The 16,911-nt window shown below is 54.5% G+C and carries 12 protein-coding genes; 6 read left to right on the top strand and 6 right to left on the bottom strand.

Features of this window, described 5'->3' with window-relative positions:
• Positions 1 to 3: 3 nt before the first annotated feature.
• From ugpC to PsAD13_RS10160, 4 genes are all read right to left on the bottom strand, one after another.
• The gene (ugpC, locus tag PsAD13_RS10175) at positions 4 to 1,059 is read right to left on the bottom strand and encodes a sn-glycerol-3-phosphate ABC transporter ATP-binding protein UgpC (RefSeq protein ID WP_063318069.1); all 1,056 of its coding nucleotides are present in this window, start codon (positions 1,057 to 1,059) and stop codon (positions 4 to 6) included.
• Positions 1,060 to 1,070: 11 nt separating this feature from the next.
• On the bottom strand, positions 1,071 to 1,949 hold the full coding sequence (locus PsAD13_RS10170; protein WP_063293052.1) for a carbohydrate ABC transporter permease: 879 nt from the start codon (positions 1,947 to 1,949) through the stop codon (positions 1,071 to 1,073).
• Complete coding sequence (locus PsAD13_RS10165) at positions 1,942 to 2,823, bottom strand: sugar ABC transporter permease (protein ID WP_057462435.1); 882 nt, start codon at positions 2,821 to 2,823, stop codon at positions 1,942 to 1,944. Before PsAD13_RS10165 ends, PsAD13_RS10170 begins: the two co-directional genes overlap by 8 nt.
• Before the next feature lie 141 nt (positions 2,824 to 2,964).
• Positions 2,965 to 4,236, bottom strand: a complete 1,272-nt coding sequence (locus PsAD13_RS10160; protein WP_063318068.1) for an extracellular solute-binding protein — start codon at positions 4,234 to 4,236, stop codon at positions 2,965 to 2,967.
• A gap of 280 nt (positions 4,237 to 4,516) precedes the next feature.
• Here PsAD13_RS10160 and PsAD13_RS10155 point away from each other — a divergent pair, with 280 nt between their 5' ends.
• From PsAD13_RS10155 to PsAD13_RS10135, 5 genes are read left to right on the top strand one after another with little or no spacing between them, the layout of a single operon-like run.
• On the top strand, positions 4,517 to 5,242 hold the full coding sequence (locus PsAD13_RS10155; protein ID WP_063318067.1) for an IclR family transcriptional regulator: 726 nt from the start codon (positions 4,517 to 4,519) through the stop codon (positions 5,240 to 5,242).
• Between the two features lie 3 nt (positions 5,243 to 5,245).
• Complete coding sequence (locus PsAD13_RS10150; protein ID WP_063318066.1) at positions 5,246 to 6,313, top strand: Gfo/Idh/MocA family oxidoreductase; 1,068 nt, start codon at positions 5,246 to 5,248, stop codon at positions 6,311 to 6,313.
• Between the two features lie 16 nt (positions 6,314 to 6,329).
• Positions 6,330 to 8,204, top strand: coding sequence for a thiamine pyrophosphate-dependent enzyme (locus tag PsAD13_RS10145; protein ID WP_063318065.1), 1,875 nt, complete (start codon positions 6,330 to 6,332; stop codon positions 8,202 to 8,204).
• Positions 8,205 to 8,206: 2 nt separating this feature from the next.
• A complete protein-coding gene (locus tag PsAD13_RS10140; protein WP_063318064.1) occupies positions 8,207 to 9,655 on the top strand; it encodes an NAD-dependent succinate-semialdehyde dehydrogenase in 1,449 nt (482 codons plus the stop codon).
• The gene (locus tag PsAD13_RS10135; RefSeq protein ID WP_063318063.1) at positions 9,655 to 11,361 is read left to right on the top strand and encodes a dihydroxy-acid dehydratase; all 1,707 of its coding nucleotides are present in this window, start codon (positions 9,655 to 9,657) and stop codon (positions 11,359 to 11,361) included. Before PsAD13_RS10140 ends, PsAD13_RS10135 begins: the two co-directional genes overlap by 1 nt.
• 55 nt (positions 11,362 to 11,416) lie before the next feature.
• Here the strand turns inward: PsAD13_RS10135 and PsAD13_RS10130 are convergent, their stop codons facing one another.
• Entirely contained in the window at positions 11,417 to 12,517 is a 1,101-nt protein-coding gene (locus PsAD13_RS10130) for a TIGR03032 family protein (RefSeq protein ID WP_063318062.1), read from the bottom strand.
• 99 nt (positions 12,518 to 12,616) lie between these two features.
• Positions 12,617 to 15,343, bottom strand: a complete 2,727-nt coding sequence (locus tag PsAD13_RS10125; RefSeq protein ID WP_208986519.1) for an autotransporter domain-containing protein — start codon at positions 15,341 to 15,343, stop codon at positions 12,617 to 12,619.
• Positions 15,344 to 15,891: 548 nt separating this feature from the next.
• On the opposite strand from PsAD13_RS10125, the gene PsAD13_RS10120 reads away from it, so the two are divergent.
• Positions 15,892 to 16,908, top strand: a complete 1,017-nt coding sequence (locus tag PsAD13_RS10120) for a cytochrome c peroxidase (RefSeq protein ID WP_063318061.1) — start codon at positions 15,892 to 15,894, stop codon at positions 16,906 to 16,908.
• The last annotated feature ends 3 nt before the right edge of the window (positions 16,909 to 16,911 follow it).

Below are 16,911 nucleotides of genomic sequence, written 5' to 3'. Positions count from 1 at the left end.
CCCTTACAGGGACGCCCCACCTTCAGCAAACACATGCAGGAACTCATGGTTCACGGAAACCGGCAGCATATCCCCTTCACGCACGGTGATGGAATGGTCCACCCGCATGGTGATTGGATCGGAGGAGAAGCTGGTTTGCAGGTAGGCGAGGGACTCTGACCCAAGCTCTTCAACCAGTTCCACCTTCGCAGAGAAATCACAGGCCTCAGTATTGGTGATGCTCATGTGCTCCGGACGGATGCCAAGCGTGATCGCCCCATTCGCTTCAGCCCTTTGCGCATCGTTGATGTTGAAGCCATCCAGCTGGATAGCCCCCTGCTGCGCAGTCGCGCCGATGAAGTTCATGGACGGCGCACCAAGGAAGCCAGCAACGAACTTATTCGACGGACGCTCATAAAGATCAATCGGACGCCCGACCTGCTCAATCACACCATGATTGAACACCACAATCCGGTCCGCAAGGGTCATCGCCTCGGTCTGGTCATGGGTCACGTAGATGATCGTCGCGCCCAAGCGCTTGTGCAGGCGAGCGATTTCCAGACGCATCTGCACGCGCAGTGCGGCATCCAGATTGGACAGCGGCTCATCAAACAGGAACACCTGCGGATTGCGGATGATCGCACGGCCAATGGCCACACGCTGACGCTGCCCACCGGACAGCTGACGCGGATAACGCTCCAGCAGATGAGTGATCTGCAGGGTCTCTGCCACATTGCTCACGCGGCGAGCCACCTCATCCTTCGCCATCTTACCAAGACGCAAGCCGAAGCTGATGTTCTCGGAGACGGTCATATGCGGGAACAGCGCATAGGACTGGAACACCATTGCGATTTCGCGCTTGGATGGATGGGCACGAGTGACGTCTTTGTCGGCAATGTTGATCTGGCCGGACGTGACATCCTCCAGACCTGAGATCATGCGCAACATGGTGGACTTGCCGCACCCGGATGGTCCGACGAAGACAATGAACTCACCCTTTTCAACCTCAAGGTCCACCCCATGGATGACCTCCAGATCTCCGAATGACTTTTTGATGTTTTTCAGTGACAAACTACTCATAATGTCCCCGATTATCCTTTCACGGCACCCATGGTCATGCCTTTGATAAAGAAGCGCTGGAAGAACAGGAATACGATCAGCGTTGGCAGGCTGGCGATCAGCGACATAGCGCCCTGAATGCCCCAGGCAACGGAGTATTGGCCCTTCATGAACACGAGCCCCAGCATGATGGTGCGTTTCTCGTCAGACTGGGTGAAGATCAGCGGCCAGAGGAAATCGTTCCAGATCCAGGTGAATTGAAGCGTCGCCAGCACTGCAATGGCTGGCAGGCTGATGGGCAGTGCAATCTTGGTCAGCACTTGCCATTCATTGGCCCCTTCCAAAATCGCCGCCTCACGAAGTGGGTTTGGTACGGTGGCGAAGAAATTGCGCATCAGCAGAGTACAGATCGGAATACCCAGCGCAGTGTGCACGATGATCATCGGCCACAGCGTATCAATCAGCCCCATCAGGTTGAACAGACGGAACAGCGGGATCAGGATGACCTGCGGCGGGAAGAACATGCCGGACACCACCAGCAGAAACACCAGATCACTGCCTTTGAACGGCAGCTTGGAGAACACATAACCCGCTAGCGTGCCAAGCCCGATGGAAAACGCTGTTGCCGGCGCGGCCACGAGGAACGTGTTGAGCATGTAGCCATGCACCGCCGGATTGCTCAGCACCTCAACATAGTTGCCCCAGTACATGCTGCTGGGAATGGCCCAAAGGTCACCAAGCGCAATATCCCGCGTGGTTTTAACGGAGGACAGCAGCACGCCAAAGGTTGGCGCAAGAAACAGGATTGCCAACGTAAACAGGCAGATGAAGATGACAACAGGCCACGGATTGAACCGCTTCGGTGCAACATATTCACCGCTGGCACTGCCCAGACTAGCCGTATCAGCCATAGATTTCGTCCACCTTTTTAAGCTGTTTGAAATAGAGGCGAATGATGGTCAACGCGACGAGGAACAGCACGACAGAGATGGCGCTGCCATAGCCCATCAGGTATTTTTTGAAGCTCTCGTTGTACATGTGCATGGCCAGCGTATCGGAGCTGTTGAACGGCCCGCCGCCGGTCATGATGTACAGGATATCAAAGCCCTTCAGAGAGTTGATCACGCTCAGCGCCACAACAACCACGGTGGCCGGTGTCAGCAGTGGGAGGATGACGTGGCGGATGCGCTGCCACGTGGTCGCGCCTTCCAGCTCACACACTTCCAGCAGATCACCGGGAATAGCCGTCAGGCCTGCAAGGTAGATCACCATGGACAGACCGGTCGCCTGCCAGGACCATGCAACGATGACCGAGTAGAGCGCGCTGTCCGGTTTCGCCAGCCAGGCGTAGTTGAAGCGGTCGTTGGTGACGTACTCAATTATGGAATTCAGCAGGCCCCAGTCGGGTTGGTAGATCCACACCCAGACCTGCCCAACCACAACAGCAGACAGACAGATTGGCAGATAAAAGATGGTTTTGAAGATCGGGCCGCCGGGCACATGGCTGTCGATCAGCAGCGCCAGCGAGAGACCAAGAATTGTTGGAAGCACCACCGCAATGGCCATCCAGATAATCGTGTTTATTGCCGCAGACATGAAGAGGCGATCGGAAAACAGCTTTCCGAAATTCTCAAAGCCAACGAAGTCATAATTGTCACTGAAACCGTTCCAGTTGGTAAAGCCGTAATAAAACGAGCTTAGGAGCGGCCAGATGATGATCAGCGCGAATACGCTGAGGGGGAGCGCCAAAAGGGCAACGCGCCAGAATGTGTTGCTTTGATTCATACCCGTCTCAGAAGAAGCCTGCCTCGCAGTGGTGCATATCTATCTCCCCCAAACCTGCATGGCTTGGCGGGAAATACGTGAAGCTATAGAGGCAAGCCGACCGCAAACATGTTGCGACCGGCTCTGTTTTAAGTGTGATGATTATTCGGCAAACGCGCTTGCAGCGCTGGCCTGTGTTTCATCCAGAATGGCATCCACTTTGGATGGATCATCCATGAAGCGTGCGAACATGGACAGACCAACTTCCGCCACTGGCGGAGGCGTGGACAGGTCATAGTTGAACGCGAAGGTCTGCGCAGCGTCGATGGTGTCGAGCGCTTTGAGCATCACGGCGTTGTAGTTGGACTTGGCAACGTTCACGTTGGCAGAAAGAGCGCCCTGAATGTTAGCCCACTTGGCCTGTGCTTCCGGATCTGACACCAGATACTCAAGCAGCTGCTCAGCCCCTTCAGGGTTCTTCGCATTTGCAGAGATCACCAGACCATCCACCGGACCAACAACCGCGTTTGGAACACCAACTGTCACTTCCGGGAATGGGTAGAAGTCATAGTCTTCACCCGGTTTCAAGCCGATGGAGTTCCAGTATCCGGTGATCCATGTGCCCATCAGGGTCATGGCCGCATCACCGCGGGCAACCTTGTCAGAAGCATCAGTCCAACTGTCTGCGTTTGCATTTTCAACAAAGTAGCCTTTGTCGACCATGCTCTTCCAAAGACCCATCGCCTTTTTCACTTCAGGATCGGCATAAGAGGCTGTGCCGTTCATCAGTTTTGCGCGGTAGTCAGGGCCCGCTGTGCGAAGGATCAGATAGTCAAACCAGAACTGAGCAGGCCAGCGGTTCTTGGAACCAAGCGCGATAGGGGTCACGCCGTTTGCCTTCAGCTTTTCACAGGCTGCGAGGAACTCTTCCCAGGTCTTGGGAGCTTCCGTGATGCCAGCCTTTTCCATAACAGCTTTGTTAAAGAACAGACCGGAGTAGTGGTAACCGAATGGCACCAGATAACGCTCGCCGTCATACTTGGTTGCACCGTCCGCAACCGATTTGGCGACAACGTTGTCCAGACCAGCCTTGTCCCATATGCCGTCGATTGGACGCAGATCACCCACGTCAATGACGAACTGTGTCCGTGCACCGGCCCAGTAAGAGAACACGTCCGGCAGTGCGTTGCCCGCTGCGCGCACTAAAATACCGGTCTTGAAGTCTTCATGACCGATTGGGCTGTCTTTAACAGTGATACCGGACTTGGCTTTAAAGCCCTCCAGAATGTCCTTCAGGCCTTTCTGGCCCAGCTCACCGGTAAAGTAGTGAGAAATGGTGACTTCGTCCGCTGCAAATGATGGAACCATGGATGCTGTCGCCATGACGGGCGCAAGCACCGCAGCAAGCAAAAGTTGCCTTCTGCGCTTATTCATATTTCAATCCCCTCCCAAGAGTTTGCATATGTTTTACAAATTCATTTCATCAATAAGTTGCCTTATGCGCAACAAAACTGAATATAAGCCCCATTTCGCCGTGAGTTTCGGTAAATGTCAAGCCTATTTTGTACAAAAATACGTATGCCGCCTCTTGCACTCCTGTAAAACCTGTGTCAATTCTGAGTCCAGATGCTGGAAATTTGTTGCCCTATGTTTAACTTCGTGTAATTAGTTGTCCATATTTCAACTTTTTCCAGTGTGTGAATGGAGATTGACGTTGCGCCTTTTACAATCGCTATCCCGTGGACTTCAGACGCTCGACTATCTTGCCCAGCAGGCCAAGCCGCTGCGGCTTACGGATATCGCGAGTTACCTCGGTGTCGACAAGTCCAATGCGACGCATATTCTGCGTACTTTGGTTGCATGCGGTTACGCGACGCAAGGGACTGACAGGCGTTACGCGGCAAGCGAGAAAATGACAGGTTCTCAAGGGTCTGGGCCAACGGCTGAGGCAATTGTAGCAGTTCGCCAGCAGTGGCAGCCTATCCTGAAGCAGCTCACCCGCGAGACGGGAGAATGCTCACACATGGCTGTGCTGGCCAGTTCTCAGGTCTGGTATGTGGATAAAATCGATTCTGAGCTTCCGCTCAAGGTTGATCATCCCATCGGGTCGCTAGGGCCGTTGCACTGCACCGCTCTTGGCAAGGCCTTTCTGGCGTTTGGTGATGCACAGGCAGAGCAGGAGCTGAAGCAATTCACCCCTGTGACCCTGACGGAACACACCGCCCTTGCAGCAGAAATCTCCAAAAGCAGAGATCGTGGCTACGCGATTGACGACGAAGAATTTACCTCCGGCATCCGCTGCGTAGCGGGACCGGTTTTTGATGAGCATGGGGTGATGATCGCCGCGATCGGCGTTTCAGGACCGACAGTTCGAATTGATGACAAGCGCTTTGAGGAGCTTGGCGCGCTTGTTCAGAAAATGTGTTTTATGAGGGAGTAAAGGATGGGGAACCAGCCGGTTCGCGTTGCCATTCTGGGCACAGGTCGTATTTCGGATTTGCATGCCATTGAGTATAAGCAGAACCCGAAAGGCAAGATTGTTGCCTTGTGCGATCAAAACGTAAAGCAGGCCCAGTCTCAGGCAGAGGCATGGGGCGTTGATGACCCGATCATCAGCGATGATTACAGAGAGATTCTGGCCCGCCCAGATATCGATCTGGTAGAAATCCTGCTGCCACACCATTTGCATTTGCAAGCCGCACTGGATGCCATCGCAGCTGGCAAGATGGTCTCGCTTCAAAAGCCCATGTGTATGAACATGGACGAGGCTGACATCCTTGTTGAAGCCGCAGAAAGTTATGACCGCCCTTTCAAAATCTTCGAAAACTTCATCTTCCATCCCCCAGTGCTGAAAGCCAAAGAGCTGGTGGATGCAGGCGCGATTGGAGACCCGATTTCCATCCGCATCATATCCAATCCGGGCAAGAGTAAAACCGCTTGGAAGGTGCCTGCCGCTGCCAACGCATGGCGGCAGATGAAGGACATGGCAGGCGGCGGCCCGCTGGTGTTTGACGACGGGCACCACAAATTCGCGCTCGCCTGGCACTTTATGGGCATGCCGTCTGACGTGCACGCCTTTATCGGCCAGACCGAAGTGTTCAAGGGCATTTATCTGGATGCCCCGTCCATGGTGTCCTTCCGTTTCCCCGGCAACAAGATCGGCAATCTGGAGGTGGTTTACTCTCCAGAGCTGGAAATCGCGACCAAGCACTACGCGCAGGATGACCGGGTTGAGATCACCGGAACGCAAGGCGTCCTCTGGATCAACTGCGGCCACGGCTCCATTGGCAACCCCGCGCCACTGATTCACTACCGCGAAGGCAAAGTCACCGAGTACCGCGATATCTATGCGGGCTGGGAGCAAAGCTTCGTCAACTCCACACGCCACTACCTTGATGCAATTACAGAAGGTGGTGACCCGATCCTGACAGCACGGCAGGGCCGTGATGTTCTCAAGTTTGCGCTGGCGGCAGAAGACTCTGCACGTACTGGCCAGACGATCAGCTTCTAAGCGGCGAGGTACAGAGATGTCTTTATCTGTTCCAGGCAGCATGCAAGAGCGCGCCAACTGGCTTCAAGCCCAGGGCGGACTTGAAGCTGCCATCGCTGCAGGCCATTTCGCTGAGCAAGTAACCATGACGCTGTCTGAAGCGCTGGTTCTGGGCCTGATGCGTCAGGGCGTCACCAAGTATCTGGCAATCTTCGGCCACGGTTCTACCGAACTGGGCGAAGTGCTGCGCGTTTATGAAGATGCTGGCCTTGTGCGTACATGGCAGTTCCGCAATGAGGTGGAAATGGCCCATGCAGGCACGGCCCTGCGCTGGGTGTATGGTGAGGTTTGTGCGGTCGTGACCTCCATTGGTCCCGGTGCGTTGCAAGCTATGGCAGGCTCTTTAGCTGCCGCCTCCAACGGCATTGGCCTCTATCACATCTATGGTGATGAGACGACCTATGGCGAAGGCTACAACATGCAGCAGGTGCCAAAGCCGCAGCAGGGCCTGTTCCAGCAGATCACCTCGGCCATGTCTCAGGCCTACACACTGCACACGCCAGAAGCGCTGCGCAATGCTCTGCGCATGGGTGCCAGCTGCGTCTATCATCCGTTCAAGGCAGCCCCGTTCTACCTGAACCTACCACTCAACACCCAACCACAAAAACTGGATATCCGGCTGGACAGTCTGCCGACCGTTCCAACCTACGAGCCAACCATTCCAGCCGTAGACCACAACTTGCTGGAAGCGGTGGAGCTTCTAAAGTCCACGAGCAAGATCGCCATCAAAGCGGGCGGCGGCTCCCGTCCGTTCGCTGAGGGACTTCGCGCCCTTGCCGAAGCCTCTGGTGCAGTGGTGGTGGAATCTCCGGGCTCTCTGGGCATCCTGCCGGATGCACATCCGCAGAACATGCATGTGGGTGGCTCGAAAGGGTCCATCAGCGGCAATCACGCCATGCAGGGCGCGGAACTTCTGGTCGCCATCGGCTCGCGCGCTGTGTGCCAGAGTGACTGCTCCGGTATGGGGTGGCCAAAGGCGAAACACGTCATCAACATCAACGCCGATCCAATGGATGTGCAGCACTACGCCCAAACCACGGCATTAAACGGAGACATCGGCGAGGTGGTGAAGCTGCTGCTTGCTGAGCTCGCAAAAGGTGGTGTCGCCAACAAAGCTGACTGGCTGAAAGACTGTGCTGCAAAGAAAAGCGAATGGACTGCCTTCAAGGCAGGTCGCTATGCAGCAGGGCGGGTGAGTGACCCCATGTGGGGGCAAGAGGTCCTCACCCAGCCGCAAGCCATCAAAGCCGCTTCTGATTTTTGCAAAAAACACAGCGCCCTCAAGCTTTTTGATGCGGGCGACGTGCAGGCCAATGGCTTTCAGGTGGTGGAAGATGACCGTGTCGGCGAAACCATCACCGAAACCGGAGCCTCTTATATGGGCTTTGCAGTCTCCGCACTCATCGCAGGTGGCGTGGCGGACAATGGGAAATACTCTGTCGCGTTTACCGGTGACGGCTCCTTCATGATGAACCCACAAGTGCTGATCGACGGTGTGGAGCATGGTGTTCACGGCACGGTTTTAATCTTCGACAACCGCCGCATGGCTGCCATTAGCCACCTTCAACTTGCTCAGTACGGCAAGGATTACCGCACCAATGATGGTGTGGCTGTCGATTACATCGCCATGGCGAATGCGGTGGATGGCGTGCTTGCGCTTTCTGGCGGAAGCAGCGCGGAAGACCTGAATGAAGCACTGGAAAAAGCCAGAGCGCACAAAGGTCTCAGCGTGGTGCATGTGCCGGTTTATTACGGAGAAGATCCGGCGGGTGGCATGGGCGCTTATGGCAATTGGAACGTTGGCAACTGGTGCGATGACGTTCAGGACAAATATTTGGAAATGAGCATTTAATCATGACAGATGCGAAGCTTCTTATCGGCGGAGAGTGGGCGCCAGCCAGCAACGGCGAAACCCGCGATGTACATAGCCCGGTCACCAGCAAAGTGATCGGCACCATTGCCGCTGCAAGTGCAGACGACATTGCCAGCGCTTTGAAACTGGCAAAGGACACCTTCCCGAAATGGGCTGCGGTTCCGGCATGGGAGCGCGCCAAGGTGCTGCGCAAGGCCGCTGATCTGATCCGCGAACGGACGCAGGACATTGCCCATGTAATGTCCCTTGAAACCGGCAAACCACTGGCAGAGGCCATTGGTGAGACCGGAGCAGCAGCAGACCAGTTTGAATGGCAGGCAGAAGAAGCCAAGCGCATCTATGGTCAAACCATTCCGGGTCGCAATGCTGATGAACGCCTGACTGTAAATTACCAGCCAGTCGGTCCATCTCTGGCACTGTCCGCCTGGAACTTCCCAGCCTTGCTGCCCGCTCGCAAAATTGCGGCAGCATTGGCAGCTGGGTGTTCTGTCATTGCCCGTCCTGCTTCTGAAGCAGCCGGCCCATGCTTTGCCATTGGGCAGGCCCTGATGGATGCTGGCCTGATGCCGGGGGCTCTGGCTATCTTAACAGGCGACAGCCGCACGCTGGCTCCAGCGCTGATCAATGCACCTGAAATCCGCAAGGTGTCGCTGACTGGCTCTGTGCCCGTGGGCAAAGACGTGATGCGGCAGTGCGCGGATGGCATGAAAAAAGTCACCATGGAGTTGGGCGGTCATGCCCCTGTGGTCATCCATAAGGACTTTGACCCGATTGCAGCGGCCCGGAAACTGGCAGCCACTAAGTTCCGCAATTGCGGTCAGGTTTGCATATCTCCAAGCCGCTTTTACGTGCACTCTTCCATCGCGCAGGAATTCGCAGAAGAATTCGCCCGCTACGCCAAATCTCTGGTGGTTGGCGATGGATTGGAAGACGGTGTCAACACCGGTCCACTCATCCGCCAACGCGCCGTAGACCATGCATTGCGGCTGACAGAGAATGCCATCGCAAAAGGTGCGGACTTGCTGGCAGGTGGTAAGCAGCCGGAAAACCTGCCTGATGGCAGCTTTCTTGAGCCGACGGTTCTGATGAACGTGCCAGACGATGCCGCGATCATGATTGAGGAGCCTTTCGCTCCGGTCGCCCCCATCTCCACCTTTGATGATGTGGAAGATGTGATTGAACGGGCCAACAACACGCCGTTTGGTCTGGCAGCCTATGTGTTCTCCTACGACAGCGCATTGGCACTCAAAACCGCGGAGCGACTGGAAGCTGGCATGGTCGGCATCAACGAAACCCTGCTGGCAACCGCAGAAGCGCCGTTTGGCGGCAACAAGGAAAGTGGCTTTGGTCGTGAGGGTGGTTCGCTCGGCATCATGGATTACCTCGTTCCGAAATACACCCGCCACCTGTTAATCTCCCGAGAAATCTGATGAGCAAAAAAGTACAGGGGCTGGAAAACGGCCTGACAAACTATGGCGACAAGGGCTTTGCCCGCTATTTGCGCCGTTCCTTCGCCAAGTCCATGGGCTACACGGATGCAAGTCTGGACAAGCCAATCGTTGGCATCTGTTACACCGAGAGCGGGTTCAACAACTGCCATAGACATTTTCCCGAGATGCTGGAAGCGATCAAACGCGGTGTACTCGCCTCTGGTGCACTGCCGGTGCCGTTCCCGATCATGTCTCTGGGTGAGGTGTTCCTGAGCCCAACCTCCATGGTCTATCGCAACCTGATGGCCATGGCAGTGGAAGAGATGATCACTGCACAGCCAATGGACTCCGTTGTGTTGATGGGGGGCTGTGACAAAACCGTTCCGGCACTGCTGATGGGGGCAGCTTCCGCTGGCAAACCGGCCACCATGGTTGTGGCTGGCCCGATGATGACAGGTCGCCACAAAGGCGAGCGCCTTGGTGCTTGCACCGACTGCCGCCGCTTCTGGGCGCAATACCGCGCAGGCACCGTGGATGAGCCTGAGATCAACCAGATTGAGGGCCGATTGGCGACCACCGCAGGCACCTGCGCGGTGATGGGCACCGCCAGCTCCATGGCCGTCATTGCCGAAACTCTTGGCATGATCCTGCCGGGTTCAGCTGGCATCCCGGCAGTGCACGCCGACCGTCTGCGTAATTCAGAGGAGACTGGTGTTGTCGCCGCCAAAATGGCACTTTCTGAGAACGTTCTGACACCAGACAAAATCATGACCCGTGAAGCGGTCGAGAACGCTCTGCGCGTATTACTCGCCGTTTCCGGCTCGACCAACGCGATCATCCATCTGACGGCAGTTGCCGGACGTCTTGGCATCGACATTTCACTGGACCGCATGAACCAGCTTTCTGATGAGACACCCGTGGTGGTGGACCTGAAGCCGGTTGGTCAGGGATATATGGAAGATTTCCATTCCGCTGGCGGTCTGGATGGTGTTCTGGACGCGATCAAATACAAAGTGCATCGCAGCCCGATCAACATTGAAGGCGTAAGCCTAGGGGATCGTCTGGATACACCAAAGGCTGATCCATTTGACCACAACGTGATCCGCACTGCTGACAATCCGGTTGACCCGCAAGGAGGCCTGATCGCACTGAGTGGCTCACTGGCACCAGAAGGCGCAATCCTGAAACGCGCTGCCGCAACGCCTGAACTGCTGGAGCATGAGGGCAGGGCGGTTGTGTTTACGTCTCTGGAAGACCTCGCCAATCGCATCGATGACCCTGATCTGGACATCAACGCCGATGACGTCATGATACTGCAAAACGCAGGCCCGCGCAGTCCATCTGGCATGCCAGAAGCAGGCTATCTGCCAATCCCGAAAAAGCTGGCTCGTGCTGGCGTGAAGGATATGGTGCGCATTTCGGATGCCCGCATGAGCGGCACAGCCTTCGGCACCATCGTGCTGCATGTAACGCCGGAAGCTGATCTGGGCGGGTCGCTGGCACTGGTGCAAAACGGCGATCGCATTCGCCTCTCTGCCAAGGCCAAAAGCATCGACCTGCTGGTTTCAGAGGAAGAATTAGATCATCGCCGTGCGGCTTTCATCTCACCAAACCCGGAACCAGCCCGCGGCTATAAGCAGCTTTACCACAACACGGTTTTGCCAGCGACCAAGGGATGCGATTTCGACTTTCTGCAGAAGGTCTGAGAGTATTTATAAACGCGAGTGGGCAGGGTTTCTCTGCTCACTCTTCAGCAATACCTCACGCAATTTCCGCTTGTTTTGAAGCGCTGGCGATTGTGCGCAGATTACTCATTTCTGAGGAGGTTGGAGACGCACCAGACGGCAGGCGAACTCCCGGCAAAGTGCACACATCTAACATCTCTTTCACCACACCTCTGAACCGGATCCACTCCACCACATCCCCTGTGGCAAGGTTGATGACCTGCACTCCGCACCATGGGTCTGCGTCGCGTTTCCTCAACTCCTCATCCAACGGCAGGCCTTTGAATGAACCGTCACGCGGCAGGGAGAGGCCAACGATGGCGTGATTGTTGTGAAACGCCAGTCCGCGTGCGAACCCCGGCAGAAAACAGCGCGGCTGAAACGCGCCACTGGCAAGATCAATAGTGCCAAGATAGCCCGTGCCTGAGTTAACCACCCACAGCTCACCCTTATGCCAACGCGGTGAATGCGGCATGGAGAGTTTTTCGGTAATGACCTCATTGCTGGCGATATCGATCAGACAGCCGCCTTCCTCCCGACGATCCCGCCACCCGTTGATCACGTCCGCCCTACTGACCATGGTCACATAAGCTGGTTTGCCATCCCTAAGCGCAATACCATTCAGATGACATCGATCCTCAGCAGCGTGTTTGGAGATGAAATCAGGGGTCCACCAAGGGGCAAATGAGTGGATGGGATGTAAGGTTGAGAGACAGGAGTACATGGTGTTTGCAAAGACGATACTGCCATCGTCCAGGGTCACGATGTCATGAATGTCCAGATCCCCCGTCGTGTGCGCAACACGAGGCACATAATACTTATCCGCATCTCCCACACGCTGGTCTTGTTCCAGAATATTCTCAAACCGGATCACCTGATTGGCTGTACCGAGGATCAACCGTTGCGGTTCTGCCCAAAGGCCCATGGCGCGGCCCGTGCCGATGGTATGAAAATGAATACCGCCACTGGGTTTGACACCAACCAGAAACAACTGCCCTGTTTGATAGGAGGAAATGGCAAGCGAGACCTGATTGGTGCTGAGCCAGATTGCCATGCCACGAGAGCACGAGATATCGTTAGGCTCCAACCGCGCCACTGGCTCTGCATTTTGCGCAGGGTTATTTGCTGAACCAGCCATCTCATCCCCTTTTAGATTACACTTGCAACAATCTGGGACTATAGGCCCATCCCGCAGGAGGGGCCTCAGCGAGTTATGAGGGCTCGATATCTATGAGGCTTAGAATTTGATCGTAAAATCTAACTCGATGACATGAATGGTCGCGTTGTCACCAAACTGGCCATTGTATTCTGCATTTACAAAAAGGTTGTCAGCCACGCGGGCATCAAGGCCAACTTCCAGCTCAAATGCATCCTGCGAGATTGGTGCCCCATCCACGCCAAAGGCAGTGCTGCCCGCAAAGGCAAGCAAGGCCGAAGGATCAACATCTCCATAGGCGTGTCGCCAGCTGAGGGCTGCATTGACGTTGAACAAGTCATAGACGTTATAAGCACCCCGCACACCCAGATTGGTGAAGGTGCTATCAAAACTGCCACCTTGTTTCGTCAAGGCTGCTGTTCCGCCATTCTCCGCAAAGCCATCTGTGTGTACGTCGATATAGGAAACACCAAGGAAAGGCTCAAACGCGAACGCCTCCATAACAGGAAACTCATAGTTGGCTTCGGCATAAAACTGCCAACCACGGCCTTTATAGCTGCTGTGCTCACGCTCGTTGATGGTCGAGAAGTCCACCGTTCGCGACCCTTCAAGGAAGTGCCAGTTGTAAATACCCGCCAGAACAAAGCCGATGTCTTTGGCCACCGTCTCTCCATAGATGCCGATGGACCATGTTGTCGCGGAGCCGCTCGAGGAGCGAGCATCCTGTTTTACATTTGTGCGGCCATAACCACCCAGAACACCCGCAAGCGTTTCCTCGGCAAATTCCCGGTCATACCCAAAGAGCAAACCGCCCAGACTGTTATCCAATGACGCGGTATCACTGGTTCCAAACGTGTTGGACCATGCCCCGTAACCAATGCCCCAGAAGTCGTTTCGGCGATCTTTTTCCGGCTCTGTGGGATCTTCCGGAGCAAGCGCTGCTGTCACGGAACCAAGTGAGGCGTCTGCATTGCGGATACGGTTGTTGATCAAGGCCATCCGGCGATAATTGTTCTCAACCAATGCTCCCTGAATGGAGGCATAGATTTCACCGGAAAGATCATCATAAGCCGCCCGCGCTTCAGCTCCATTGGAAAGAGCAAGCACTGCTTGAGGCAAGGGCGCAGAAAGTGGCAAGCTGTCCAAGCCAACACACGCTGCCGAGCGTTGGTTCTCCGTCTCTGCCAAACCGCAGAAGTTGCTGGCAAGTTCTGCCGCGCTGAGTGTGACCGTGGTTCCGCCATAGTTCAACGTCCAGTCAATGAACAAGGTATCTTCCACACTGTCAAACGTTCCAGTGATACCGCCAGCTGCATCAACAATGGTAAAGGTACCAACAGGGGCAAACGTTGCTCCGCTGGTTCGCACTACACCGCCATTCAACGTGCCATCACCGGAAACATCCAATGTATCGCTTGCAGTCATTCCCGCATTGAACGTGACGATATACGTCCCATTGGCATCATTTTGGAAGTCACCTGTGATATCTGTTTCCTGAACAACATCATCTCCCCCTGGGGAGAGAATACCGGCGTTGGTGAGTAAATTACCTGCACCCAGAATGACCTCATCCCCTGAGTTAAATCTTGCTCCACTCAGGTTGTTGAACGCGTTGGTGCCCGCATCTAAGTCGATGCCATTGGTTGACGTGAGCGTGCCAGAGTTGTTGATCGTGTCATCCCCAGTCCCGCCTTTAATGTCGTCAACAACGCCTGAAATTGCGTTGGTACCAGTCAGGGTAAACGTCGTGTCACCGACTGTCTGAATGTTAATGCCAAACGATTGTGCATTGATGGTGCTATCTGTCAGATTGACCTGAAAACTATTCGCTGGATTATTTCCGTCGGCAACCAATATCCCATCCGAGTTTGTACCATTAGCATTGATCGTTCCGCTGTGTGTTACAGAGGCGGTGTTCTCGGAGTACACCATGATACCATGCGCTGCGTTACCACCCGTAGTAATGGTACCATTTTGGTCGATCGTAACCGCTCCCACACCACGAGCGCGGGCAAAGATGCCATCTGCATTGGCTCCAGCCGTCGTCAATGCTCCCACGTGCGTAATGTTAACATCACCTGTTCCATCAGATCGTGCAAACAAGGCTGTACTTGATCCGTCCGTTGTGTCGACATTACCGGTTTGCGTGATGGTTATGGCACCTGTACTGCCACCTTGCGTGGTCGCATAGATCCCTTGAGCATAGTAATTGCCAGTATTGGTGATATCACCGGTATGGGTGATCGTGATCTCTTCAGACAAAACGACTTCAATGCCTCGGCTGTAATAGCCATCCGTTGTAATATCACCGGTATGTGTGATTGTTACTACATCAGCGTTCCTCACATCAACACCAGAGGCGTATTGGCTTATTGTCTGAATACCACCATTGTGCGTGATGGAGACATCACCAGCCACAGGCTCTACCTCAATCGCGTTCCGGCCATCTGTCGAGATGATAAAATCACCTGTATCACTGTTGATCGTGATATCACCGTTGGATTCAAACAGAATACCTGGAAGAAAAAAGGAGGGTGTGATGTTTGTCGTTACGTTTTCGATGATCAGATTAGTGTAAGTTCCGCCCGCTCCCCCATCGATATCAACCCCAACAGACAGATCACCTGAACAGATCACCGTCGATCCATTGATAGAGCACTGGGGTTGAGGCGACACAGATTGCGCGCGCGCTGGCATGATTGCCAAACTCGGCAGCACAATGATGGCCGTAGATAGAAGAAGAGATTGATAGAGACCGCCGGTGTTCAACATCCGTGCAGGTCTGAAAGATGTGACGACGCCGCTCATTTAAAACCTCAAGCTACAAAACTAAGGCACTTAAATTTCTCGAGATACGCCGAGTACTGATCTCTCTTCTGACAATGTGCAGGTTTGTCAGGTAGATATACGTTAACGGAAAGGGCTGATATGCAACTGGTTTTCCAGCAACGCAGACCGTTCGATTCCATCAACAAAGAGATAGGGTCAAACCTTAACGGGGCACTCTCTTGTCACAAGCTTTGAAAATTGAGGGCACTGGTTCAACTGGGCTCAACTGACGAGGCGCAAAAGAGATTCTTAGTGGAGTCAAGCTGTAGAACTTACTGCCATGCGTATGCGCTGCGCATATTTATGGAGGTTCGATGAACTCACAGAGCCAGCACAATACATAATTTGTAGGCAGCCCATATTTCTTAACCTTCTGTATATGCGTGGGTTTTCATCGTAACAGTGGAAAGTCATCTGATCTCACATCACATATCAGTGATGGTGCCTAATCAAAACAATCGATAAGGCATTCGTTAACTCCTCTTCAGCTAGGGGATCTCCCTTATATTTGCTTAGGGGAGAGCATCATGCCATTTCTAGGAAGAGTTGTAGGCCATGTGTCTGCTGCCATTGTATTGGGGCTGACCTCATTTCCCCTGAGTGCTGCAGACATCAACTCACTCAAAGAGCAATATCGCAGACCGCTGGAGATCCCGTTTCCGGAGAGCGCTCCGTATTCTCCGCAGATGGCGACACTTGGCAAGATGCTGTTCTTCGATCCTCGCTTGTCTGGCAATAAAAACATCAACTGCGTCAGTTGCCATAACCCATCTTTTGGCTATGAAGTACCTGTTCCGACCGCCGTTGGGTCTGCCAACACCTTGCTTGGGCGTCAGGCTCCAACAATCCTCAACGCCGCGTGGGTTGCTCCAATGTTTTGGGATGGCCGCGCCGAGACGTTGGAAGAGCAGGCCGCCGGGCCAATCACCAATCCGGAAGAGATGGATGGCAAATTCGAAGCCATCGTCGAAATCCTGGATGAGATTCCCGGTTACAACAAATGGTTTGGCCTTGTCTTCCCGCAGGATGGCATCACACGCGACACTGTGCTGACCGCAATCGCCACGTATGAGCGCACGGTTGTTTCTGGCTGGTCCCCATTTGACCGCTGGGTTGAGGGAGACGAAGGCGCGATCTCAACCTCTGCGAAACGTGGGTTTGAGCTGTTTAACGGCAAAGGCAATTGCGCGCCTTGCCATACAGGCTGGAACTTCACCGACAACAAGTTTCATGACATTGGCACACCGACCGAAGACATTGGCCGCGGGCTTTATGAGGAAGACAATCCCAAAGCCCAGTTTGCTTTCAAAACTCCGGGCCTGCGCAACCTGACCTACCGTGCGCCATTCACTCACAATGGCAGCATTCCTGATCTGGAAACCATGATCGCGCATTACAATGCTGGCGGCATTGAGCGTCCATCCCGTTCCGAGCATGTCCGCCCGCTTGAGCTGTCTGAACGGGAAGTTCAGGACCTCAAGGCATTCCTTGTTTCGCTCACCGCCGAGCGGACTGAAACACCAATGCCAACGCTGCCAAACTAAGGG

This window comes from Pseudovibrio sp. Ad13 (genome assembly GCF_001623225.1).
Taxonomy (GTDB): domain Bacteria; phylum Pseudomonadota; class Alphaproteobacteria; order Rhizobiales; family Stappiaceae; genus Pseudovibrio.
Note: the sequence above shows the minus strand (reverse complement) of the source record. Positions and strands in the feature narration are given on the sequence as shown.

Coding starts and splice junctions, on each gene's coding strand:
- ugpC (WP_063318069.1), bottom strand. CDS start 1,059: ATGAGTAGTTTGTCACTGAAAAACATCAAAAAGTCATTCGGAGATCTG.
- PsAD13_RS10170 (WP_063293052.1), bottom strand. CDS start 1,949: ATGGCTGATACGGCTAGTCTGGGCAGTGCCAGCGGTGAATATGTTGCA.
- PsAD13_RS10165 (WP_057462435.1), bottom strand. CDS start 2,823: ATGAATCAAAGCAACACATTCTGGCGCGTTGCCCTTTTGGCGCTCCCC.
- PsAD13_RS10160 (WP_063318068.1), bottom strand. CDS start 4,236: ATGAATAAGCGCAGAAGGCAACTTTTGCTTGCTGCGGTGCTTGCGCCC.
- PsAD13_RS10150 (WP_063318066.1), top strand. CDS start 5,246: ATGGGGAACCAGCCGGTTCGCGTTGCCATTCTGGGCACAGGTCGTATT.
- PsAD13_RS10145 (WP_063318065.1), top strand. CDS start 6,330: ATGTCTTTATCTGTTCCAGGCAGCATGCAAGAGCGCGCCAACTGGCTT.
- PsAD13_RS10140 (WP_063318064.1), top strand. CDS start 8,207: ATGACAGATGCGAAGCTTCTTATCGGCGGAGAGTGGGCGCCAGCCAGC.
- PsAD13_RS10135 (WP_063318063.1), top strand. CDS start 9,655: ATGAGCAAAAAAGTACAGGGGCTGGAAAACGGCCTGACAAACTATGGC.
- PsAD13_RS10130 (WP_063318062.1), bottom strand. CDS start 12,517: ATGGCTGGTTCAGCAAATAACCCTGCGCAAAATGCAGAGCCAGTGGCG.
- PsAD13_RS10125 (WP_208986519.1), bottom strand. CDS start 15,343: ATGAGCGGCGTCGTCACATCTTTCAGACCTGCACGGATGTTGAACACC.
- PsAD13_RS10120 (WP_063318061.1), top strand. CDS start 15,892: ATGCCATTTCTAGGAAGAGTTGTAGGCCATGTGTCTGCTGCCATTGTA.